General features: G+C 68.1%; 16 protein-coding genes and 5 pseudogenes. 16 read left to right on the top strand and 5 right to left on the bottom strand.

What is annotated here, in order from left to right:
* Positions 1 to 399 precede the first annotated feature (399 nt).
* The 4 genes and pseudogenes from ABZ471_RS37080 to ABZ471_RS37065 form a co-directional block, all read left to right on the top strand.
* Positions 400 to 1,338, top strand: coding sequence for a MerR family transcriptional regulator (locus tag ABZ471_RS37080; protein ID WP_359072840.1), 939 nt, complete (start codon positions 400 to 402; stop codon positions 1,336 to 1,338).
* Between the two features lie 74 nt (positions 1,339 to 1,412).
* Positions 1,413 to 1,982, top strand: coding sequence for a GNAT family N-acetyltransferase (locus tag ABZ471_RS37075; RefSeq protein WP_359072838.1), 570 nt, complete (start codon positions 1,413 to 1,415; stop codon positions 1,980 to 1,982).
* Positions 1,983 to 2,242: 260 nt separating this feature from the next.
* Positions 2,243 to 2,641, top strand: a pseudogene (locus tag ABZ471_RS37070) (transposase); the annotation flags it as partial.
* A 52-nt stretch (positions 2,642 to 2,693) separates the two neighbouring features.
* A pseudogene (locus ABZ471_RS37065) lies at positions 2,694 to 3,653 on the top strand (ISAzo13 family transposase); the annotation flags it as partial.
* A 17-nt stretch (positions 3,654 to 3,670) separates the two neighbouring features.
* On the opposite strand, the gene ABZ471_RS37060 reads toward ABZ471_RS37065, so the two are convergent.
* Entirely contained in the window at positions 3,671 to 5,029 is a 1,359-nt protein-coding gene (locus ABZ471_RS37060) for an IS4 family transposase (protein ID WP_359072837.1), read from the bottom strand.
* Between the two features lie 67 nt (positions 5,030 to 5,096).
* Between ABZ471_RS37060 and ABZ471_RS37055 the strand changes: the two are divergent.
* The 3 genes and pseudogenes from ABZ471_RS37055 to ABZ471_RS37045 all read left to right on the top strand — a co-directional run.
* A pseudogene (locus ABZ471_RS37055) lies at positions 5,097 to 5,719 on the top strand (ISAzo13 family transposase); the annotation flags it as partial.
* 66 nt (positions 5,720 to 5,785) lie between these two features.
* Positions 5,786 to 6,703: an IS701 family transposase gene (locus ABZ471_RS37050; RefSeq protein WP_359072862.1), complete on the top strand. Its 918-nt coding sequence runs from the start codon at positions 5,786 to 5,788 to the stop codon at positions 6,701 to 6,703.
* A 364-nt stretch (positions 6,704 to 7,067) separates the two neighbouring features.
* Entirely contained in the window at positions 7,068 to 7,580 is a 513-nt protein-coding gene (locus tag ABZ471_RS37045) for a hypothetical protein (RefSeq protein WP_359072835.1), read from the top strand.
* Positions 7,581 to 7,851: 271 nt separating this feature from the next.
* Here ABZ471_RS37045 and ABZ471_RS37040 read toward each other — a convergent pair whose 3' ends face one another.
* Genes ABZ471_RS37040 through ABZ471_RS37030 form a run of 3 tightly spaced genes read right to left on the bottom strand, consistent with a single transcriptional unit; the run spans position 7,852 to position 11,744 of the window.
* Entirely contained in the window at positions 7,852 to 9,039 is a 1,188-nt protein-coding gene (locus tag ABZ471_RS37040) for a GNAT family N-acetyltransferase (RefSeq protein ID WP_359072834.1), read from the bottom strand.
* A complete protein-coding gene (locus tag ABZ471_RS37035) occupies positions 9,015 to 10,400 on the bottom strand; it encodes an MFS transporter (protein WP_359072833.1) in 1,386 nt (461 codons plus the stop codon). The genes ABZ471_RS37040 and ABZ471_RS37035 overlap by 25 nt, the downstream gene beginning before the upstream one ends.
* 3 nt (positions 10,401 to 10,403) lie before the next feature.
* Positions 10,404 to 11,744, bottom strand: a complete 1,341-nt coding sequence (locus ABZ471_RS37030; protein WP_359072832.1) for an ATP-dependent carboxylate-amine ligase — start codon at positions 11,742 to 11,744, stop codon at positions 10,404 to 10,406.
* A 485-nt stretch (positions 11,745 to 12,229) separates the two neighbouring features.
* Here ABZ471_RS37030 and ABZ471_RS37025 point away from each other — a divergent pair, with 485 nt between their 5' ends.
* The 6 genes from ABZ471_RS37025 (at position 12,230) to ABZ471_RS37000 (ending at position 18,625) form a co-directional block, all read left to right on the top strand.
* Entirely contained in the window at positions 12,230 to 13,762 is a 1,533-nt protein-coding gene (locus ABZ471_RS37025) for a pyridoxal-dependent decarboxylase (RefSeq protein ID WP_359072831.1), read from the top strand.
* Between the two features lie 65 nt (positions 13,763 to 13,827).
* Positions 13,828 to 14,958, top strand: a complete 1,131-nt coding sequence (locus ABZ471_RS37020; RefSeq protein ID WP_359072829.1) for a fatty acid desaturase — start codon at positions 13,828 to 13,830, stop codon at positions 14,956 to 14,958.
* Positions 14,959 to 14,971: 13 nt separating this feature from the next.
* Positions 14,972 to 15,403 (top strand): cobalamin-dependent protein, encoded by a 432-nt coding sequence (locus tag ABZ471_RS37015; RefSeq protein WP_359072827.1) that lies wholly within the window; start codon positions 14,972 to 14,974, stop codon positions 15,401 to 15,403.
* On the top strand, positions 15,387 to 16,769 hold the full coding sequence (locus tag ABZ471_RS37010) for a methylaspartate mutase (RefSeq protein WP_359072825.1): 1,383 nt from the start codon (positions 15,387 to 15,389) through the stop codon (positions 16,767 to 16,769). Before ABZ471_RS37015 ends, ABZ471_RS37010 begins: the two co-directional genes overlap by 17 nt.
* A gap of 171 nt (positions 16,770 to 16,940) precedes the next feature.
* Positions 16,941 to 18,293: an aspartate aminotransferase family protein gene (locus ABZ471_RS37005; protein ID WP_359072861.1), complete on the top strand. Its 1,353-nt coding sequence runs from the start codon at positions 16,941 to 16,943 to the stop codon at positions 18,291 to 18,293.
* A 92-nt stretch (positions 18,294 to 18,385) separates the two neighbouring features.
* Complete coding sequence (locus ABZ471_RS37000; protein ID WP_359072823.1) at positions 18,386 to 18,625, top strand: hypothetical protein; 240 nt, start codon at positions 18,386 to 18,388, stop codon at positions 18,623 to 18,625.
* A 34-nt stretch (positions 18,626 to 18,659) separates the two neighbouring features.
* On the opposite strand, the gene ABZ471_RS36995 is transcribed toward ABZ471_RS37000, so the two are convergent.
* On the bottom strand, positions 18,660 to 21,179 hold the full coding sequence (locus tag ABZ471_RS36995) for a Helicase associated domain protein (RefSeq protein ID WP_359072822.1): 2,520 nt from the start codon (positions 21,177 to 21,179) through the stop codon (positions 18,660 to 18,662).
* Between the two features lie 259 nt (positions 21,180 to 21,438).
* Between ABZ471_RS36995 and ABZ471_RS36990 the strand changes: the two are divergent.
* The 3 genes and pseudogenes from ABZ471_RS36990 to ABZ471_RS36980 all read left to right on the top strand — a co-directional run.
* Positions 21,439 to 21,525, top strand: a pseudogene (locus ABZ471_RS36990) (cold shock domain-containing protein); the annotation flags it as partial.
* A gap of 314 nt (positions 21,526 to 21,839) precedes the next feature.
* Positions 21,840 to 22,217, top strand: coding sequence for a hypothetical protein (locus tag ABZ471_RS36985; protein ID WP_359072820.1), 378 nt, complete (start codon positions 21,840 to 21,842; stop codon positions 22,215 to 22,217).
* A gap of 283 nt (positions 22,218 to 22,500) precedes the next feature.
* Positions 22,501 to 22,612, top strand: a pseudogene (locus ABZ471_RS36980) (hypothetical protein); the annotation flags it as partial.

The raw sequence follows: 22,612 nt of genomic DNA, 5'->3' as shown, positions 1-22,612 counted from the left end.
ACCTTGCCGAGGCAGGATGTTCGACCCCGACCGTCCATGACGTCCCGCACTCCGGACAGACGGACGTCACGCCGGCCATCACCGCCTCGGTCCTCGCCCGAGCCCGCCGCATCCGCCGCCAGTGCCGCGACCGGCAGGCCGACGAACAGAACTCCGCCGTCACCCTCGCCGCCGGCATCAGCGGACCACCGCACCCGCGGCACAACCGAGGCCCTGCGTCTCGGTCATCGGCGACCACCACGAGCCTCAGCCGGGGCACTCCGTCCCTTGCCATGGCGTCACCGTAGGGCAACGCCGGGGCGTTCGCGCTTTCCAGAAGCAGAAGGCGAGCAGGGGGGAGCGTGGAGACGTAGGGCGCAGACTTGAGTCTCCTGCAGGGGGAGACAGGAAGGTGGGCTCATGGACGGCGGCACCCTCTACTCGATCGGTGAACTGGCCCAGCGCACTGGGCTGACAGTCAAGACGATCCGGTTCTACTCCGATCGCGGCATCGTGGCGCCTGCCGACCGCACCCACGCTGGCTACCGGCGCTACGCCCCGGAGGCCGTCGCTCGCCTTGCCCTCGTGCGGACACTGCGAGAACTGGGACTCAGCCTCGACATGATCCGGCGGGTCGTGGATCAGGAACTCACGCTCAGCGAAGTCGCCGCGGAGCACGCCTCGGCGCTGGACGTGCAGATCAGCATCCTGCGTCTGCGACGGGCGGTGCTGACGGCCGCCGCCAAACGCGAGCCCACCCCCAAGGAGATGGAACTCATGCACCAGCTGGCCACACTGTCCGAAGCCGAACGCCGACACTTGATGGACGACTTCCTCGACACCGTCTTCGACGGTCCGCACAGCGGCTCCCACCACGCCGCAGCTCGGCGCTCCATGACACCCGAGCTCCCCGACAACCCCACAGACGAGCAGGTCAGGGCATGGGTGGAACTAGCCGAACTGTCCCTGGACCCGGACTTCCGCACCAGTGTGCGACGCCTGGCCGAAGATCATGTGGCCGGCCTGCCCGACGACACCCCCACCCCTCCGCGCCCGGACATGGTCGCCATCGCCAGTGATCTCGTGGGACCAGCCGTGGCGTCCGGCATCAGCCCGGATTCGCCCCAGGCTGATTCTGTCGTCGCGGCGCTCACCGCCCAGTGCGCGCTCGCCTACGGCCGCCCCGATGACACCGAGCTGCACCGGTGGCTGCTGCACCGTCTGGAAGCCGCGAGCGATCCACGCAGAGACCAGTACTTCCAGCTGCTCGCGCTGATCAACGACTGGCCGGCACCGGAACGCCTCGCCCCGGTGATCGAATGGTCCGTCACAGCCCTGGGCCTATGGGCGGCTCGATGACACCACAGCATCGCGGCGGCGCCGCACAGCCCAACGAAGCACTGAAAGCCAGAGCGGCCACATACTCTCGACCGGTGGACAAGATCGCTGCACGACTGGAGGCAGACGCCACACCGTCAGCTCCCGCTCTCATACTTCGTCCCTGGAACCCGGCGGACGCTGCTGGCCTGGTTGAGCTGGACTGGGATGACGCCCTGCGCCGCTGGACGAGCTCAGCTGTGAACGACGAAGCGAGCGCGGCACGGTGGGTTCAGGATCAGCAACGGGGATGGGAGACGGGAGACCGCTTCGGATTCGCCATCGTGGAGACTCAAGCTCCGGGTAATGAGGGACAGTTGGCGGGTCACGTGGTCCTCAAGAACGTCACCGCGGGCGCTTCGTCCGCCGAGGTCGGCTACTGGACCGCGGCGCATGCGCGCGGCCGGGGAGTGGCGCCCCGAGCACTGCAGGCGCTCACGGACTGGGCCTTCACCGCCTTCCCCGGTGACGGACTGACGCGCCTTGAACTCCTGCACCAAGTGGACAACACAGCGTCATGCCGCGTCGCGCAGAAGAGCCGGTACGAACTGACCAGACCCCTGCCCGCGGCACCGCCCGCTTACCCCGCCGCCGGTCACCTGCACGTACGGACGCGCGACCTCTGACCTCTATAGCGGGTGCCAGTCGAATCCGTCGAGAGCGAGCTCGATAGGCCTATGGCCTGCACCGAAGTACCACTCAACTTGTCATGCGAGGCTCAGACACAGCTTCTCAGCCCATCAAAGAGACACGCCTTAGTACTCCAGCAGTACTTCTCCATTTTGGCTGGTCAGGGGTCTGGGAGTGGGGAGTTTAGTGGCGTGTTGGTGGAGGTGGGACGGTCTTTGCCGGGGTGTCGCCCCAACGGGTGGCCGCGCCGCATGGAATGACAAGGCTCGGGCAGTTCGCCGATGTGATCGAGCAAGCACAAACCGACGTGTGGGACGAAGAGTTCAACAAGCTGACCCTGCGGATCGGGAGCCGCTTCACGCGTGTGGAGCCCCGGCGCCTGGTGCGCGACTACATCCATGGCCTGCTTGGCCCGGTCGGCCGCAAGAATGGCTGGCAGATCGCCGAGTACGTCGGCCATGCCACGCCCGACAGCCTGCAGCGGCTGCTGTCCCGCACCTGCTGGAACGCGGATGAGATCCGTGACGACCTGCAGACCTATGTCGCCGAACACCTCGGCGCCGACGACGGCGTGCTGATCATTGACGACACCGGCTTCGTCAAGAAGGGCACCGTATCCGCCGGGGTACAGCGCCAGTACTCCGGCACCGCGGGGGCCTGTATTTCAATTACTGCTCGGTGAGCGGGTGTTGGCGGGACAATGAGGTGTGACTGCGCGTGCGGCCGCTCGGGCTTCGGTTGTGGCTTTGAGGGCGAAGTTCGATCAGTTCCTTCCCCACCTCGATGAACGGCGCCGTCGGATCTATCTGGCCAGCGAAGCCGCCGCGCTGGGTCATGGCGGGATCGCCTTGGTGGCGGCAGCCTCTGGCATCAGTGCGAGCACGATCAGGCGTGGGATCGCCGAGCTGTCCGGGCACCCGTTGCCGACCGGGCGGATCAGGGCTCCAGGAGCCGGCCGTAAGCCGGTGACGATCACCGACCCCGGGCTGCTGCCCGCCCTTGAAACGCTGATCGAGCCGACAACCCGGGGTGATCCGGTCTCGCCGTTGCGCTGGACCACGCTCTCGTTGCGATCCCTGGCCTCGGCGCTGACCTCTCAGGGGCACCCCGTCAGCGCCGCGACCGTCGGACGCCTGCTGCATGCTGCGGGATACAGCCTGCAGGGCACCGCCAAATCCACGGAAGGCGCCAGCCATCCGGACCGGGATGCCCAGTTCACGCACATCAACGCCACCGCCACCGCATTCCTCGCAGACAGCCAACCGGTGATCAGCGTCGACACGAAGGCCAAGGAGTGGCTGGGCAACCGCGACCGGCCCGGCCGCACCTGGCGTCCGGGCAAGAGCCCCATTCGAGTCGACTGCCACACGTTCATCACCAACGATCAGCCCGTGGTCATCCCGTACGGGGTCTACGACATCGCCCGCAACACCGGATGGGTCAACGTCGGCACCGACCACGACACGGCTGAGTTCGCCGTGCAGTCCATCCGCCGCTGGTGGCAGCAGCGCGGACGGGACGACCACCCGGACGCCGGCCGGCTGCTGATCACCGCCGACTGCGGCGGCTCCAACGACCCCCGCCGCTGGACATGGAAGAAGCACCTCGCCGCCTTCGCTCTGGAAAGCGGACTCGAGATCACCGTCTGCCACTTCCCACCCGGAACACAATGCCGTTGCTTGAGTCAGTGAACTATCCTGGCGTGCAGCGTGATGACCTTGGGAGCGACGCGCCGTGTCGGCTGCCTGTCCCGGGTGTTGATCCGGTAGGAGAGCTTCGAGGAGTACTTCGAGTCCGGCCGCTTGAGGTGCCGGTCCGCCTCGCGCAGGCGCCGGGCGCCGTTGTCGAGTTTCCGGTGCACCTTCGCCGCGAGTACGGCCAGGAACTTCTTGATCTTCTTGGGTGTGTCCGCGCACTGGCGGACCACGCTGCGGCGTGTGTGCTTGAGGACTTTGACGAACGAGACCCGGTCCGGATCGATGCCGTTGTCGTCGGCCAGGGACATGATGACCCGCGTGAGGCAGTGGTGCACTACCAGGTGCGCCCAGACCTCCTGCCGCACCAAATCTGGATCCCCCGAGCGCAGGACTTCGGCCGGCCCGCGCTGGAAGGTCTTGATCTGCCGGAATGCCGACTCCGCCTCCCAGCGCTCGTGATACAGGGCCGCCAGCTCCGCGGCGGGGTAGGCCTGGACATCGGTCAGGTCGGTCAGCAGCCTGATCACCTCGCCGCCGTCGACCTGGTACTCGATCACCCGCACGGTCACACCGCCCGGATGCGAGGCCCGTTGGCCGGCCAGGCTCATCCGCCCCAGGTAGCTCCCATCCGGTAGCTGCCTGACCGGACGTGCGGCAACGCTCGAACGGGCCCGGATCAGCAGGTGGGCCCCTGTGCCGGTGTAGGCCTTCCACAGTGCCACCCCGGGAAAGCCGCGGTCCATGATGACCAGCATCCCGGCCGCCGATCCCGCCGTCTTGATCGCCAGCTCCGGTTCACCGCCGCTGAAGCCGCCCACCGCCGCGTCGATCTGCGCGCGGGTGCCACACTCGGTCAGCGTCACCACCCTCACCTGCGGGAACCCCGCCGACTGGCCGTTCTTGGTCGGCCCGCCGAACGCGACCCGGTTCACCTCCGTGTCCGGCGCGTCCAGCACGAACCCGTCCACTGCGGCCAGCCGCATCCCGCGGTAGAAGGAGCCCTCCAATCCGACCGACGCCAACGGGCCGGACAGCTCCCGGAACACGGCCTCCAACACCAGCGGCCCCAGACGTCTGCGTGCCCGCGTGAACGACGACTTGTTCGGAATACTCGCACTCAACTCTGCAACGTCGCCCACCAGTTGCTCAGCCACATCGTCATAGGAGTCCTGCTGGAACAGCGCCAACGCAAGGGTGAAATAGACCATGAACCCGGCGGGCAGCGCGCCAGGCTTCTTGTCCCGGACCCCGCACCTGTTAAGCACCTCGGCGACCAACTCCGGAGTCACCCACCGGGTCACCACTCCCAGCCGCACATGATCAGACAACCCCACCCAAGGATGCATGCCAGGCCCAACGACCACTCTGCTCCATTGTCACGCACTGATTGATGAGCTCAAGCAACGGCATTGACCCGGAACATCGAAGTGGAACAAGATTGAGCACCGAATGTTCTGCCACATCACTGCGAACTGGCGTGGCAGACCCCTGACCAGCTACGAGACCGTCATCGAGACAATCGCCGCCACGACCACTCGCACCGGGCTCAAGCTCGGAGCCGAACTCGATACCGGCCGATATGGCCTGGGCAGTACCGTCACAGCCACCGAGTTCCATGCCCTGCCGATCACACCCCACGCCTTCCACGGCGACTGGAACTACATCCTGGCACCGGTCGCACCCCGGATGCCCAAGCAGGCGCCGAGCCGCCGGCAGATCGATCCGGCCTTGACCGCGATGCTCAACGACCCGGCCCTCACCGGCATGTCACGTTCCGACTTCGACCGCCTGGTCGCCATTTCGGAACCGTACTGGGACGCCCTGGCCGAGGCTGCATTCCAACGACGCTTCCACCGACCACGCAGCTACCTCCACCCGCAGACCAGCAGCCTTGACCACTACCACTGTCTGCTGACCGCCCTGTTACGCCGCCGCAGAGCTGCCACCAGCACACTTCTGGCTCAGCTCCTGAACGTCACCCGCACCAATCTGTCCAACCAGTTCCAAGACGGCCACCGGCTCCTGGACCTGCACCGCGTCACGGTCACTCCACTGCCCGGAACTCCGGCCCGCACCCTCACCCAACTGCAGGCCCACCTACCATCACGCGACAACACCTGCACAGATCAACTCTGACAGTTATTCAGACACAGGCCCCCGGCCGCACCGAGAATTGCCAGATCGGCGTTTTCGCCGCCTACGCCACCACCCGCGGCCATGCCCTGGTCGACCGGGAGCTCTATCTGCCCAAGTCCTGGACGGACGACCGCGACCGCTGCCGGGCAGCGAAGATCCCCGACGAGCGAACCTTCGCCACCAAAGGTGAGCTGGCCCGGACCGTGATCGCACGAGCCCTCGCCTCACCGCTTCCCATCGCCTGGGTCACCGCCGATGCCGCCTACGGACAGGACTCCCACTTCCGCCACTTCCTCGAAGCCGCCTGCCTCTCCTACGTCGTGGCCGTGCCCAAATCCCAGCCGGCCGGCGGCCCACGCATCGATCACCTCTTCAGCCAAGCACCGCCCGAAGCCTGGCAACGACTGTCCGCCGGACATGGCGCGAAAGGCGAGCGTTACTACGACTGGGCCGCCGCCCACCTGCCCTCAGCGTGTGAGTCCGACGGCAACATGCCCACCAGTCGGCGCTGGGTGCTGGCCCGCCGCAGCATCACCAAGCCCGACGACATCGCCTACTACCTCGCCCACGCCCCGCTGGAGGCGACCATCGCCGACCTGGTCCGCGTCGCAGGATGCCGCTGGAAGATCGAGGAGTGCTTCCAGAGCGCGAAGAATGAATGCGGCCTGGACCACTACGAAGTCCGCCGTTATGTCGGCTGGTACCGGCACATCACTCTCGCCATGCTCGCGCACGCCTACCTGGCAGTGATGGCCGGCCATGAACGGCAAAAGGGGGCGTCGAACGGGACACGCCCGACCTCGTGGACCTCACACCAGCCGAGATTCGCCGTCTACTGGCAACTGGACCCCGCCATCGTCCCGTCGACCCCCGTCACATCATGACGTGGTCACACTGGCGCCGCCGCCATCAAGCACAAGCCCGCCGCTGTCATTACATGCGGCGCGGCCACCCGTTGGGGCGACACCCCGGCAAAGACCGTCCCACCTCCACCAGCACACCACTAAACTCCCCACTCCCAGACCCCTGACCAGCCAAAATGGAGAAGTACTGCTGGAGTACTAAAGTCCAGTTCCCAGAGGGCGACACCACTCTGGAAGGACGGCAGTGGCTGCTACCGAGGGTGCTCACGGCTACCCCATCAGCATCTCAATGGGTGGTGCCGACTACGTGGGGTTCACCAGCGTTCCAGCACCGAACGTCGAATGCTGCGTCGCGGGACTGCGCAGGTGCTCCGAGGAGCAGGCAGTGATCAGCACGGCTGCCCATGAGGCCGGGCACGCTGTGGCGGCCTTCTACGCCGGGATCCCTGCCACCCCGCTGGAGATCGTTGTGCTTCCGCCGTGCGGGACATGCGAGGCGCCGAAGGCGCGCGGACGGAACCAAGGCGTGCACCTGGGGATCGCCTCTGCTGAGGACACCCTGCGGATGCTCGCGGCTGGTGTGCAGGCTGAGCTGCTGTGGGCCGAAGACCTGGGTCCGCTGACCGATGCGGAGCAGTGGGCAATCGAGGTCGGAGGGCTTGACGACCAAGGACACGCTCGAGCCGTCGCTGAGTCGCTTCGGGACTACGGATGGCCACTCCTGGACTACGGCCCGCCCGGTCCTGATCCGCAGCCGTGGAACTGGCCCCACCAGTGCAATCGAGCCCGGGCGGCAGCCAGGCTCTGGCGGCCGCAGGTAGAGATCCTCTCCAACCGGCTTGTGCAGGACCGGCGTCTGGCAGCCGCCGACATCACGGCGCTGCTGAACAACTTCTGATGCCCAACAAGCTGGAGGATCTGCCGTAGCGGTGGCGGATCGCGGAACTTTGTACTGGACCAAAGCTCGTCGCGCACTTCAAAAACTGGCGCATCCTCCACACCGACTACCGCCGCCCCTATGTCAGCTACTGCGACGCCGTCCGCGGGCTGTTCGTCTTCTCGACCACCTGGATGAATATTCCTCAAGGCTCTGATTGTGTGCGAAATCGTGCAGCGGCAAGTTTGACAAGCCAGTGTCCTTGGCGCACCGGGCCCGATCCGCCGCCTACTTACTGGCCGCTGCCGCCGGGCTGAGCGGCATCCGGGAACGCGGAAGGTGAGAACGCGCCGAGGAGTCTCGCCTCGATGGCCTCCTCCGGCGGTCGGCATGCGGCCCGGAACCATTCCGCGTTTCCGTCCTGCGGCGGCCAGACCACTGACCACAGCGGCTCCAGCCTCGCACCGCGGCTCACCTTGACCTGGTAGGCGCCCACACCGAGGTTGATCGCGTGCAGCCCGTGATCCAGCGCGTACCGCATGGGCTGGTAGTACGCCAGATTGAAGTAGGCGAACGGCGCCGATGCCCGGTAGTTGAACCCGGCGGCCCGGACCTGGAGCGTCCTTTCCCACTGGTAGCAGAGGACGAACCCGACTACCTCGCCGTCCCTGACTTCCAGGAACACCCTGCTGATGTCGTTCATGGCGGATGCCTGGGATTTCAGGTGCGCGGTCATCTCGGCATCGCCGTCCGCATGGCCGTACTTCCGTTGGAGCTCGGCCATGAGCGGGCCGACTTGATCACAGCAGTCGGCCAGCCGCGCTTCGCGCACTGTGGAGCCGCCGGCGCGGAACGCTTCGATCTCCCGCACGATGGTGTTGCGCCGCTTGCGCCGGAACCGGCTCAGATACCCGCCGAAGTCGTGCGGTCCGGCCGGGATGACTGCCTCTGCCGAGGTGGGGATCGGCGATGTGGCGCCCCTGGCGCACCGGTGCGCCAGCCGGGCGGTCTCCTCCGACGCGTACATTAGCGCCATGCTCTGGGCGCCCGCTTCCCGGGCGAGCTCGTGGCAGGTTCGCAGGAGGGCCCTGGCCACCGCCTCCCTCGTGGCGCCGTCGAGGCCAGCGGCGGTGAACAGGTCGCTGTGGTATCCGGCCCGTGATCCGATGAGCAGGAGCGGGAACCAGGCGGGCCTGCGCTTGTCCGCCGAGGCGCCCGGAGCGACGAAGAGCCGGAGCGGGTCGTACCAGCAGCTCCGGGAATCGAGCGCTCCGGACCACACATAGGCCGACACCGCGCCGAGGATCAGGCCCCCTGGCTCGCGCGCCAGGACATACACCGGCCGGACGGCGGGATCCTCCTCGGCCCACAGCAGCCACGAATGGCTCTGGTAGAAGCTCTCGCCCCGCTCCAAGGACCCCCACTCCTCCGGAGCGACCTGGAGGATGCTCGACTTCAGCTCGATCTGGATGAGCGGCATGGCTCCTCCTCCGGCAAGGCTTCGACGAGTTCCGCGGCGGGCGCCTCGGCCCACCCCCCGCCCCCCGCGTAGACCCTCCCGGGGGCGTCCGCCCGGATCCGATCCGGCTCGCCGGCACGGTCCGGGATCCCGTGGACGGCCCGCAGCTCGGATCGGAGTACCCACACCGGTCCGCAGAGGAATCCGGCCATGAGCACGAAGAGCGCCGGGCGCAATCCGAGCTGCTGGCCGAGCACGCCGCCCAGCAGCGCGCCGATCGGGATTGGGCCGTAGACCGCCAGCAGGAAGCTCGCGTTCACCCGTCCTTGGAGCCGCTGCGGCGTCACGGCCTGGCGCAGCGTGACCGATTGCACGCTGAACACCGCCGTCGACAGGCCGGCCAGGCCGAAACTGGTCATCAGGATCAGCACGAGGAGCGGCCGGGGTCCAGCGGCGAGCGGCACCAGGAGGTAGGCGACGCAGTCGATCAGCGTGCTGACCACCAGCGTGCGGCCGACTCCGAGGCGAGCCGCCACGGCCTTGGCGGACACGGCGCCGGCCAGCGCTCCGGCTCCCGCCGCGGAGAGCACCAGCCCGAGCATGCCGGGGCCGAGGTGCAGGTCCTGAACGGCGTAGACCAGAAAGACCACCATGAGTCCCTGCTCGAGCAGGTTGAACACGGCGGCCAGTCCCGCGAGCACGCGCAGGTCGCCCCTGCCGAGGACCGCACGTACCCCTTCTCCTATCTGCGCGAGCAGGCCGGTGCCCGGGCGGGTCCCGGGGAGCCGTGCGGCGGTGGGGGATTCCCGGTCCCGGATGAAGGACAGGCAGCAGGCGGACACCAGGAACGAGACCGCGTCCAGGATCAGCGCCCCGCCCACGTTCAGGAACTGGACCGCCACACCGGCGATGCCGGGTCCTCCGGCGTCTGCCGCGGACTGACTGCTCATCAATCGCTGGTTCGCGCCGACCAGCTCGCGTCCGCGCACGAGGTCCGGCACGAAGGACTGGCACGCAGCATCGAAGACAACCTGGAACACGCCCAGCGCGAAGGCGACTGCGTACAGGGTCGTGATTCCCAGCATCCCAAGTGCGCCGAGCACCGGCACCGCGGCGGTCAGGACTGCTCGCGCCACGTCCGCCGTGATCATGAGCGAGCGGCGTCGCCCCAGGTCGACCAGGACGCCGACCGGGAGGGCGAGCATCACGAAGGGCAGGAACCTCACCGCGCCGAGGACGCCTACCTCGACCGGCGTGGCGTGCAGGGAGAGCACGGCGATGAGCGGCAGTGCGAGCGTGGTGATCTGCGAGCCGAACAGAGACACGCTCTGCCCGGCCCACAGCAAGCGGAAACCGCGGCCGGGGCGGTCGGGGCGGGACATGGGTCAGGCCGCCTTCGGCGCGGACCGCGCATCCGCTTGACCGTCCGCGACGGTCACAAGCTCGAAGCAGGCAAGGGCGGTCTGCATGCGCCGCTCCACCTCCGCTACGGAGGCGCCTTCGACGTGCAGGAAGCCGGACTGGGCGTTCGAGGCGCGCTGCGGCGCGAGCAGGTCGCCGACGCCGACGTGGAGCTTCCCGGAGAGTACGCCCGGGAGTGTGAGCAGCCTGTCCAGTGGCGTGACGTGGACCACGCGGCCGGGCCTGGTCGGCAGCAGCAGATCGCCCACGCAGCGCCGCCTGGTGTAGTCCAGCGCCGGCACCCGGTCCAGGTAGACGTCGAGCGTCGCGCCGAAGATGTCGAAGCCATACGCCAGCCCGTGATTGGTGGGAATGCCGCAACCGGCGAGCCGGACGCTGACCTCGCTCATGTGGAATGCGCCGTCCTCGGAGTGGAAGAACTCCATGTGCAGGTACCCGTGGCCGATCCCCATCCCGTCCACGAGGCGCTGGACCACCGCTCGCACGTCCATCGGGAAGCCGTGCCCGGGGCCGAGGGTCACGTCCGCGTTCATGGTCCCGGCCACCGTCTCGAGCATCGCGTGCGGGGTCCACGAGATGTAGGCGTCCAGGACGCGGCCCCGGGTAACCAGGGCGCACAGCTGGTACTCCTTCCCGGTCAGGAACTCCTCGACCATCCAGTCCCGTCCCGGCGGCAGCGGGGTGAGGGCGTCGAGGTCGGGGGGGCCGTCGATTCGGTAGGTGTCGACGGCGGCGAACGAGTCGACCGGCTTGAGGACCACGGGCCAGCCATGCTCGGCCGCGAACCGACCGATCTCCTGGGCGGTCAGGACGCGGCGGAACCGGGCGCACGCGATGCCGAGCTCGCGGAACCTGGTCTTCATGTCCGCCTTGTTGCGCACCCAGCGCACCTGCTGTTCCGACAGGTGCGGGAGGCCGACCAGCCCGGCGAAGCGGTGCGCGATCTCCTGGAGGTGCTCCTCCGGATTGCAGAAGTACCGCGGCGGCGCCGGCAGGGTGCTGTTCCACTCCCGGTAACGTGCTGCCTCCTGGTGCAGCGGCCGGTCCGCGTGCAGGGTGAAGGACGGCATGTCGGCGGTGCGCTCCAGGTACCACTGCGGCAGCCGCCCCCACGACGGCCAGTGCGGCGTGGTCTCTGTGAACCGGTCGTCGAAACGCAGCAGCACGACGTCGACGTCCTCGCGGGCGAGCGCGTAGTCGATGAAGGCGGTGGGCCGGTTGTCGGCGAGCAAGATCACCGGGCGTTCGCGCTCGTGGCCGGACGGTTCCGGCGGAGCGGGCGCCGATGCGGTGCTGGGCTGCATGAACTGTCTCCTGTTCCCTAGTGGCGGTGCGCTGCCTTTCCCCGCGGCCTAGCGGTAAGACCTCCCGACGGGCGGTGGCAGGCGGGGGCTGGCCAGGATCGGCAAGTCGTGCCGGCTCCAAGCGGTCTTCGATTTCCCGGACTTTCTCCGCAACGAGTGACCCACGGCGGGCGGAACCCTGTCATGTCACGGAATCTCGTGGATTGACGGCTTTTTCAGCGCCTGCTATTTAGTCGCGTCCACGCGCGATTAGCAGGCGGATCGGTGCTGTCATGTCACGGGATTCCGTGACATGACAGCAATATGCTCGGCGCATGTAATTCAAGTGTTCACGCAGCTGAGAGGTGCTGCCCGTGAGATAGGCGCCGATTTCATTCCGAGCGTGAATTCTCCCTCCCCGGCCCGGGAACCGGATTCCGGTCCCCTCGTGACAGGGCCGGGTCTCGAACCACTCCGTACCGCCAGATCAGTGAGGACAGCCGCCCATGACACCCACACCTGCTCCGGCCGGGAGCGCCGAAGGACTGCTCGAGCTGCGCGCGCTGGTCGACGGCGCGATCGGCGTGCTGCGCGAGGTCGCGCTCGGCCGGAAGGGACCGGTGGCCGCCGGCGGCCCCGAGGCCGCCCGCGCCGCTGCCCACGCGGCGCTCGCCGGACCGCTCATGCCCGAGCAGCCCTCGGACGCGGCCGGCACGTTCCTGCGCCTGGTGCGCGCCTATGCGGAATGGTCGGTCGACCTGACCCACCCGGCGGCGGTCGCCCGCATGCAGTGCCCGCCGACGGCAGTGGCGGCCGCCGCCGAACTAGTCACCGCCACGCTCAACCAGTCCCTGCACGCCTGGGAGAGCGGCCCGTTCGCGCTGGAGCTCGAGCGGTACGTCGTGAGCGAGCTGGCGCAGCTGGCTGGCTACGGCGCCGGCTCGGGGGGCACCCTGACCGCTGGTGGCAGCGTGTCGAACCTGATGGCGCTGCTACTGGCGCGCGACGACGCCGTGCAGCGGCGAGCGGGCCGCATGTCGTTCTCCGCCGGGATGGCCAGCCTGGGAGTGCGCCCGGTCGTGGTGTGCACCGACGTCACTCACTTCTCGATCGGCCGTGCCGCGGGGATCGTCGGGCTCGGCGAGGACGCGATCGTCAGGGTGCCATCCGATCCGCTGGGCCGGCTTTCCCCCGAGGTGCTGGACCGTGTCCTCGCCACACTCCCCGGCGACGTGCTGCCGGTCGCCGTGGTCGCATGCGCCGGTGCGACCGACCAGGGCTGGGTGGACGAGCTGCCCGCCATCGCGGAGGTGACCCGGCGGTATGGGGTCTGGCTGCACGCGGACGCCGCGTACGGCGGCGGAGCGCTGTTCTCGCCCCGGTTGCGCCCCATGCTGGCCGGCCTGTCCGAGGCCGACTCCATCACCCTGGACCTGCACAAGTTCGGCTGGACTCCGGCGGCGTCGGGTGTGTTCCTGGTCCGCCGCGCCGAGACGCTCCGGCACCTGGGCGGGCAGCGCACGACGCTCAACGCCGACGAGGACGCCGCCGCCGGTTACATCGGGCTCTACGGGGACTCGGTGCAGGCCACCCGCCGCGTCGACGCCTTCAAGATCGCGGCGACGCTGGCGGTGCTGGGCCGCGCCGGGCTGGCCGCGATGGTGGACGGCTGCCATGACCTGGCCCGCTACGCCGCCGGCCGGATCACCGGCGAACGGCGCCTGGAGCTGGCCGCGATGCCGGTCCTGAGCACTGTCCTCTTCCGCTACCTGCCCGGCACCGGGGATGCGGACGCCTTCAACGGCCGGCTGCGGCAGCGGCTGATGGGGGAAGGGCGGGCGTTGCTGGCCCGCACCCGGGTCCGCCGTGCCGACGGCACCGCGCCGGTCTTCCTCAAGCTCATGCTCCTCAACCCGGCCACCACCCCGGCACAGCTCGACGCGGTGATCGACGACGTGCTCGCGGTGGCGGCCGCCGAGGAGACGCGGTCCTGGCAAGCGCCGGACACCGACAGATACGGAGACAGGAAATGGACATAACTGAGGTGACACGTGTGCAGCGCGCTCCGGCAGGGTGTCGCTCGGACGACGAGATTCGCGACGCCATGCCGCACACGCTGGCGCTGACGCTCCTGACCGGCAAGCCCTACACCGGCCAGCGGCCGCTGCGGCTGACGCCCGCGGCCCATCTGGTCGCCGCCGGCGGCTCGGTCCTGAGCGGTGTGGCGCTGTCCGGCACGGCGGTGACGCTCGCCGGCTGGTGGCTGACGCTGCTGGTTCCGGGCTGGGCGATGACCCTGCACGGGGCCCGCAACCTGCGCATGATGATCTACCACCAGTGCGCGCACCGGAACATGTGCGGTCGGCACCGCTTGGACGCCGCTCTCGGGAAGGTCATCGCCGCACTTCTCATGGTGCAGCACTTCGCCCGCTACACCGTCGAGCACGTCGCCGACCATCACGCCGTACACCACATGACCCTGCGCGATCCCACCGTTCAGGCGTTCCTGGTCGGCCTGCGGCTGCGGCCCGGCATGACACGCCGGCACATGTGGCGCACTGTCATCAGCAGGCTGGCCTCGCCGGTTTTCCACGCCCGGTTCCTGTGGGCGCGGATGCGCTCCTACGCCGCCTCCGGGAGCTGGAGGGAACGCTTTGCCGTCGGCGGTGCGTACCTGATCGTCGCCACGGCCGCGATCTGGTCGGACCGTTGGCTGCTCCTCCTGGTTGCCTGGGTGTTGCCGATGACCCTCTTCTTCCAGATCAGCAACACTCTGCGGCTGTGCGTGAAGCACACGTTCCCGACACGGGACGTGACCGAGCGGCGTAGCAGGGCGTACTTCGCCAGCCTCACCAATGCCGTCTTCCTCGGGGAACCGGCACCGGGATCCCAGCTGCGGGGCGCGCGCCGCCTGAGGGCATGGGCCCGCTGGTGGCTGCGCATGTTCACCGTGCATTTCCCGTCGCGCTACTTGGTACTCACCGGTGACACCGTCTGCCACGACTTCCACCACCGGCACCCGATGAGCCGGGACTGGGCGAACTACATCTTCGCCCGGCAGGCCGACATCGGCTCCGGACATCGCGGCTGGCCCGCGTACCGGGCCGTGTGGGGCCTGATCCCAGCCATCAACGTCGTCTTCGATTCGCTGGCCGCGGCTGATCCCGCCGAATACGACCCCACCGAGTTGACCGACATAAGGGGCCGTGAACTGTTCGCGGCTTTCGACGACTGAGGAGGGCCCGATTGTGGAACGCCTGGTGATCCTGGGAGTCGCCGAGAGCGATGCTCACGCGGTGGCCAACCATCTCATCGCGACGCAACTGCGCGAGCACGGTTTCACCGTCGTCAACCTCGGTGTGTGTACGCCCCTGCGTGAATTCGCCGATGCGCTCGACGAGCACCCTCACGCCGAGGCCGTCCTGATCGGCACCTTGAACGGACATGCCCACACCGACCTGGCTGAGTTGCCGACTTTGCGGGCTGCCGGCCGGTTGCGCCGACCGGTGATCGTCGGCGGCAACCTGTCCGTCGGCAGCCGCAAGAGTGACGACGATCGGCGGCGGCTCAGGGAACTCGCCATCGACCACCTTGTCGATGACGCGAACCAGCTGCTGCTCCTGCTCGACCTGCTGCATTCCGCTCGAACCCAGGGAGCCCTCGATGAGCGTGTGGGGTGAACTGGAGGTCGAGCCGGGCACGGCGGCGGAACTGTTGCCCTGGTCCGACGTCGTGGAGAGCCTGCGCGGCGTCCGGCATCGGGCGGTGGAAGTGTTGCGCGCCGCGCACGCCGTCGGCCGGCCAATCCTGCAGCCTCGCTGCGGCGTCGGCGGCCACACCGAGATGCTCACGCTCCTGCGTGACCTCGCCGTAGCCGGGCCTGGCATGCTATCGGTGACGATCGACTCGCACACCCGACTCAAGCGGTTCGGCGTCGCGGCCCAGACGTTGGCGCGGAGACCGGCCGACCTTAACGGCTACCCGCTGGTTGCGCATGGCTGGCGGCGTGGCCGCGAACTCGTCGACGCCGTTGATATGCCCCTGGAGGTGCGGCACGGCACGCCGGATGCCCGGGATCTGTTCGCGGTAGCGCTCGCCGCCGGCATCACCTCGTTCGAGGGGGGCGGCATCGGCTACAACCTGCCGTACTCCAAGGACGTGCCGCTGCGGCACTCCCTCAAGGCGTGGCGGCAGGTCGACGTGGCGTGCGGGGAGCTGGCCGCAGCGGGCGTGATCATCGACCGGGAGCTGTTCGGCTCGCTCACGGGGGTACTCGTGCCGCCGTCTATCAGCCTCGCGGTGACCATGCTGGAGGCGGCTCTAGCGGTGCAGGCCGGGGTGCGGTGCCTGTCGGTGGCCTATCCGCAAGGCGGAGAGGTCCACCAGGACGTGGCCGCACTGCGGTCGATCCGCGTCCTCGCCGAGCGGTACCTGCCCGGCGGGATCGAGGTGTACCCGGTTCTCCACGAGTTCATGGGGGTGTTCCCGCGCACGCGCACAGCCGCTGACGTGCTCATCTTCCACGGCGGGCTCACCGCCCGTCTCGGGGGTGCCACCAAGGTGATCACCAAGACCTACCAGGAGGCCCATGGGATCCCGGACACCGCCGCCAACGTGCACGGCATCCGCACTGCCGCGCTCGGTGCCGGTGCCTTGCTGGACTTCGTCCGTCTCGACGAGGACCGGGTCGCCGAGGAGTCCCATTGGCTGCAGCGTGAGGTCGCTGAGCTCATCGAACCCGTACTCGCCGCCGGCGACCTGGCCGGGGCCGTCGCCGAGGCGTTCGCCGCGGGCTGGCTCGACATCCCGTTCGGCGCCAGCGTGCACACGCGGTCCGAGGTGATCCCGGCGCGCGACGCCAGCGGTGCCATCCGGTATCTGCGTACCGGAAGCCTTCCCTTGTCCGCTACGACCCGGCGTCACCATGCGGCTCGGCTCGGCAGGAAGTCCGAAGCCCCCCTCCTCGAAACCATCACAGCCGACATCAACCATTTCCTGCGTATCGACGACGTCGGCACCCCGTGGTCGGTCGGGAGGCCCGCATGAACAGCCGGCGGATGGACCAGCCCCCGGTGATCCTGACCCCGCCCCTCCGCCTGGACCGCGCCACGCCGCAGCGGCGGGTCGGCGCGCTGCGCGCCTGTCCCGGGTGTCGCTTCGATGGCAGTCATGACCGTTCCGCCCGTCGGCCCCATGAAGAAGATCCGAGGTACCGTGATGAACGACCCTGACCGCGGCCGCGCCATCCGTGCGGACGACCGAGCCCACGTCTTCCACTCCTGGTCCGCACAACGCCACATCGACCCGCTGCCGGTCGCCGGCGCTGCCGGCTCCTACTTCTGGGACTACGACGGCAACCGGTACCTCGACTTCTCCTCGCAGTTCGTCAACATCAACATCGGGCACGGCTATCCGAAGGTGGTGGCCGCGATCGTCGAGCAGGCATCCCGCCTGTGCACCATCGCCCCGCACTTTGCGAACGACCGGCGTGGAGAGGCGGCCCGGCTCATCGCCGAGCATGCGCCCGGAGATCTCGACAAGGTCTTCTTCACCAACGGCGGTGCCGACGCGAACGAGCACGCCGTGCGGATGGCCCGTCTGGTGACCGGGCGCCCCAAGGTGCTCGCGGCCTATCGCTCCTATCACGGCGCGACACACGCCACGATGCACCTGACCGGCGACCCACGCCGGTGGCCGACCGACTCCGGCACGGAGGCGGTGGCCCGGTTCTTCGCTCCCTACCTGTACCGGTCGGCGTTCCACGCAACCACCGAAGCCGAGGAATGTGCCCGGGCGCTGGACCATCTCAAGCAGGTCATCCAACTGGAGGGGCCCGGGACGATCGCCGCGATCCTGCTCGAGCCGATCGCCGGCACGCCCGGTGTCCTCGTACCGCCCCCGGGATACCTGGCCGGCGTGCGAGCACTGTGCGACAGGTACGGCGTCGTCATGATCGCTGATGAGGTGATGTGTGGCTTCGGCCGTACCGGAGCGTGGTTCGCGGTCGACCATTGGTCGGTCGTACCCGACCTGATCACGTTCGCCAAGGGAGTGAATTCCGGGTACGTGCCGCTCGGCGGCGTGATCATCAGCGCACGCATCGCCTCCGAGTTCGACGACCGTCCGTACCCGGGCGGCCTGACCTACTCCGGTCACCCCTTGGCCTGCGCGGCAGCGGTGGCGACCATCCGCGCGATGCGCGAGGAGGGCATCGTCGAGCACGCCGCCTGGCTTGGTGATCATGTTCTCGGCCCCGGCTTGCGTTCGCTCGCCGAGGCGCATCCGGCGGTGGGGGAGGTGCGCGGTCTCGGCGTGTTCTGGGGCCTGGAACTGGTCCGCAACCGGGCTACTCGGCAGATGCTCGTGCCCTACGCCGCGACTGCCGCGCAATCCGCCCCGATGAACGAGGTGGTGGCACTGTGCCGGAAGCGCGGCCTGTGGCCGTTCACCAACTTCAACCGCCTGCACGTCGTACCACCGTGCACCATGACCGAGAGCGAAGCCCGCGAGGGCCTGGAGATTCTCGACGAGGCGCTGGCCGTCGCCGATCGTCACGTCGTCGACGGGTGAGCGCCTCACGGCGCGTCCGGCGGCGCGGACCCGCGAGAGGCCGGACGCACCCGACCGGCCGAGCGGTTTCACGCGGTGGTGAACGGGTCGGCGTGGACGCCACACGCCAGTGTCGATCCAGTTCCGCCTGGAACAGCGCCGCCGGTCCGGGTGATCGGCAGCAGAAGCGCCACATCGCCGACATCTTCAAGGCCGAAATCCCAGGCTTCTCGAAGTGGAAACTTGCCAAGGCATTCCTGCAGTGGCTGACCGACCACGGCTGGAGCGACCTGACAGCCGACGAGCAGACCGCCTGGCAGATGTTCGCTGCCGTTAACAGAGGACTCGCGTAGCCGCCGCGCCCTACACCCCGACCACACATCCGAATCAGGACCACCGCATGCCGATCGTGGACAGCTGCTCCATCCGTTCGGGCGGCAGCGTCGCGGCCCTGCTCCGCTGATTCCCGATCCATGCCCCGAGACGGAGCTCCCGCTCCTCCTGGTCCTCGCCGTCGCCGCCGACCATGATCGTCTCCACGTGCTTGCGCGGCACCTGGAGATGTCCCTCCCGCCCGTAGAACTGCCGGGCGGCGGTGTAGTTGAGGGCCCACTTGTCGGCCTGGGTACGGTGCGGCGCCGGCTTCTCGTCCTCGGTCGCGGGGGTGATGCCGAGGATGTGCTCGCACATCCACTGCTGCACGGTGCTCAGCTTGTCGAAGCCGAACCGCTGCACCCGTACCCACCGGCCAAGGTCCTGGCTCTGGTGCACGACGGCGGTCGGCTCGGTCGGCAGCTCGCCGCCGGCCGCCAGGTGAAGCCGGACGAGGTGGAAGGCGCGCTGCCACTCCACCGGCCAGGCCGGACACCACGACGGGTCGATGTCCTCCAGTTGCTCGCGTCGCTCCTCTGACAGCGCCCCGGCTGCCGACTTCACCGGCAAACCCTCGGCACGCCGCTGCTCGATCTCCTGCGCCTTCCTGGCGGCGGCCCTGGCGTTCTTCAGCCAGATGCCCACCTTCGCGCCCTGGTGGGTGGCGTCCAGCGGCGCGAGCAGGTGCCCGTTCGTCTCGGCCCACCCGCGCGCGGCGGCCAGGCCCTCTTCCCAGGCGACGTCGAAGTGCGACCACACCATGTCCAGCTTCTCCAGCTGCGCGATGCGGTCGGCGTCCATGTCCCCGCGCGCGTAGAAGCGCCGGTTGTCGGCGATCCACTGCCCCAGCGGGAAGTTCGCGAGCGAGGCCGGCCACCCCTCTGCCTTCACCGCCTGGCCGCCGACGGCGGGCACGCGGTACGTGAACGGGACCTTCAGGTCGCCGTGTTCGCGGGTGTAGATGGCGGCGGCCTCTACGCCGCGCCGCCAGTGCTCGTGCTCCGGGTTGAGGACCCGCAGGTTGATGAACGCGGCCAGCTGCGCCGGGTCGCGCGGCGTGGAGAACTTCAGCAGCTTCCGTGCGGGCGCCGACGGACCGCCGGACCCGTTCCCCTCGCCCCGGCTCTCCTGGCCCTGCGTAGCCTTCTGGACGGGCTTGTAGGCGCTCGGGGCCTGCTGCTGCGCCAACTGCTCCACAACCCGGGCGTCGTGCGCCCTGAGTGCCTCCAGCAGCTTCGCCAACCCGCCGAACGCCCGGCTTGTGAGCATGTTGTCCGCCGTCTCGCCCGGTCCGAGCAGGACCGGCACCACGAGCGAGGCGACCTTGCCCTCACCGGGTTGCATCCGCAGCGCGCGGCCCACGGCCTGGACGAGGTCGGGCATGGAGCCCCGCACGTCGGCCCAGTAGACGGAGTCGCAGTTCTTGGTGTCGACGCCCTCGCCAAGGACCTTCACCGAGCCCAGGAAGCCCTTCTCCACCACGGTGCCGTCCGTGGCGATCCCGGCTGCGAACTCGCCCAGCACACGGCGCCGGTGGTTGGGCTTGTGCTCCCCGCACAGCCAGTTGGCCCAGATCGTCTCGGGGTACAGCTCGGGGTCCGCGGCGTGCAGCTGCGCGGCAACGTGGGGGAGGCCGGCCGCGTACGCCTCGGCCTCCTTGACGACGTGGTGGAAGACGAGCGTGCGCCGGAAGTTCTCCTCTGAGGACGCCTTGAGCAGGGCGGTCTGGAGCGCGGCGAGCCTGGCACCACGGACCTCGTCCGAGCGAGCCTCAGCGCCCAGGAGCTGCGCGGCCTGGAGCTGCGTGTCGGTGATGTCCACGCACACCACCTGGTACGGCGCACAGATTCCCCGGTCGATCGCCTCCGAGAGCGTGAGGGTGTACGCCCTGCTACCGAACGGGCCGTCCGGGTCGTCCTCCATGCTCGCGACCAGCTCGCCCGGCGCGCCCTCGGAGTCCTCGTCCAGCTGCCACAGCCGGGGTGTGGCCGTCATGTACAGGCGGCGCAGGGACGGGATCCGCTGGTTGTCGTGGACGACCGCCCACGGCTTGCCCAGCCGACCCGAAGTCCGGTGCGCCTCATCGACCACGATCAGGTCCCAACCCGGAAGGCCGGCCTTGTGCGCGCGCTCCAGCGTGCCCAGCCCAAGCGAGGCGTACGTGGCGAACACCGTGACCTTGTCGAACGGCCGCACCCATTCGACCAGTTCCTCCACGTCCGTGGTGTTGGGGAAGGCCACGTCCTCGCCCCGCAGAGACGAGACCCCGATCATCGGGCCTGTGCGGCCTCCTTCGCGCCACGCAGCCTCGGTCTGCGCGAGCAGGTCCAGCGAGGGGACGAGCACCAGCACGCGGCCCGCACGGAGCTCCTCAGCGCTCCGGGTGGCCACGAGGCTCTTGCCCGACCCGGTCGCCATGATCACCTGAGTCCGGAGCCCTCGCGTGGGCACAACGGATCTTGCAGGAAATTCGAGGGCACTCAGCACCGCGTCAACGGCTTCCCGCTGGTGGGGACGGAGTTCCTTCACTGCCATTCGGATCTGCCTTACCCTGCGGGCCGCGTCTGTGGCATCACGCGGCAGGAAACGGGAAACCTGCATGTAGAAGGCGCGCGACCGGTTCCGGTGAACCTCACCGGAACCGGTCACAGCCTCGGACCAGTAACGGGGGAGCTTGACAGAAGATCGACCCTGCTCCCTTAGTAGTGCTGCTACCTGAATCCAGAGTCTATCTGAAGCAAAAAATGAAGCAGATCAAACCCATCCAGCTGGTGCCGTCTCACCTTCGGCACGGCACTTCACTAGCAGCGGATACCGGAGTCTGGACGAAGGCCAGTGTGTGGAGTTCGAGATCGTCCGAGGACAAAGAGGGCCGCAGGCACAGCAGGCTCGACCGATCCGGCCACCCCCCTTACTGCTGCCAGCCTCGGGCATAGTGAGGCAGGCGAGTTCGATTGCAGTCGAGGTGCACCGCGCCAGTGTATTCCTAAGCAGAGGGCGGTCGATGACGCTTCGCCAACTGCCCTGAGTATTTGCTAGGAAGAGTTCATTGACTGATCCATATTGCACAATATTCATGATTGAACAGTAAGTAAACCACGAGGGACCCGACTTGCGACCAAGGACTGACAGTGCTGAGCTGGAGTGGACGGGGGGAAGTGGCGCGGGGTAACAGGAAACGAGAAAGGCATTGTCGTGGCTAGCATCGGCACGGACAGGGCAATAACCAACGTAGTCCATCAACAAGACAACACCTGGAAATTCACCGTCGAGTACACAGCGCACTTCGACCCCGCAGACAGGGGAGTGTCGTTCGATGACTCAGTGAAAATCTGGGAGCACGATTCGGGCGGCCCCGACCAAATTTCAGCTTACGCCCCCACAGAATCCTTCCGGGCACCCCAGGATGGAAGTCCCTTCCACCGAGTCAAGACTTTCACCATCACCCAGGAACAGCTGAGCACAGAGATCGGCGACGAGCAGACATTCGCATGGATCTGGTTGCGCAGATCCGGAAGCCAAGGGGCGGCTGACGCCGAAGAGAGCACGCCCATCTGGTATGTGGACGATTGAGACAATCGATCCCATGACTGCGTGCCGTCGGCCAAAGCGGTTAACACGGACGGCACGCAGTCATGTCCCACTCAACTCTATCCCTTTCCTCCTCTTTCCTTGTGACTACGCTCGCGCTAGTCACCCTCGCCCGCCCACGCCAATAGTGCATCTGCGTCAGTTGAGGCCCTCAGGTCCAGTGCCCCTCCTTCCCGCCGGCCTGCCCGTTGCCTCGCACGCAGTGTGGGGCGTGCAAGGCGGAGCACGGTAGGAGCGTCAGGGCCAGGCAACCACGTTTGGCCTGAGTAGGTGTGATGCCTGCCTGGTCTTCCCGAGCAACGACCATCCGTCCGACAAGGCGATGTTCACCTTCCGGATCACCGCCCCGAAGGACTACACCGTCGTCGCCAACGGCC

Origin of the sequence: Streptomyces sp. NPDC005728 (assembly GCF_040630895.1) — a bacterium.
Classification (GTDB): Bacteria; Actinomycetota; Actinomycetes; order Streptomycetales; family Streptomycetaceae; genus Streptomyces.
Note: the sequence above shows the minus strand (reverse complement) of the source record. Positions and strands in the feature narration are given on the sequence as shown.